This window comes from Polaribacter sp. BAL334, assembly GCF_015767435.1.
In the GTDB taxonomy this organism is placed as follows: domain Bacteria; phylum Bacteroidota; class Bacteroidia; order Flavobacteriales; family Flavobacteriaceae; genus Polaribacter.
In genome coordinates this window covers 1-310 of sequence record NZ_JADWOV010000232.1, presented here as the reverse complement: position 1 = coordinate 310, position 310 = coordinate 1, and the positions used below count along the sequence as shown (strand labels likewise).

Genomic DNA, 310 nt, shown 5'->3' with positions numbered 1-310 from the left:
ATTCAGTTCCTGTTTTATTGTCAATTAGTTTGTATTCCCAGTTAATATTAGTTCCGTCATCCATTCCCAGTAATAATTTTTCATCCGGGAAATAAAGCTCAACTTTAATTCCATCCGCTCTATTCAGAGTTAGAGTGTTTAAAGGTTTATTCTTGTCGAAATTAAAACCGTTCTTAATTCCGAAATCAAGTATTTCCGCTGATTTCATAAAAATAATTCCAAATTCAAATTGTATCCAACTAGTAAATATTCACATGTTTATAAAACTATTTTATAGTTTTATAAACAAATTCGCCTTTGCTAAAATACT

At 28.7% G+C, this 310-nt stretch carries 1 protein-coding gene; it reads right to left on the bottom strand.

Features of this window, described 5'->3' with window-relative positions; all coding sequences use genetic code 11:
• A partial coding sequence (locus IU405_RS15615) for a hypothetical protein (RefSeq protein WP_231749493.1) occupies nt 1-208 on the bottom strand: 208 nt, incomplete at its 3' end.
• Nucleotides 209-310 lie beyond the last annotated feature (102 nt).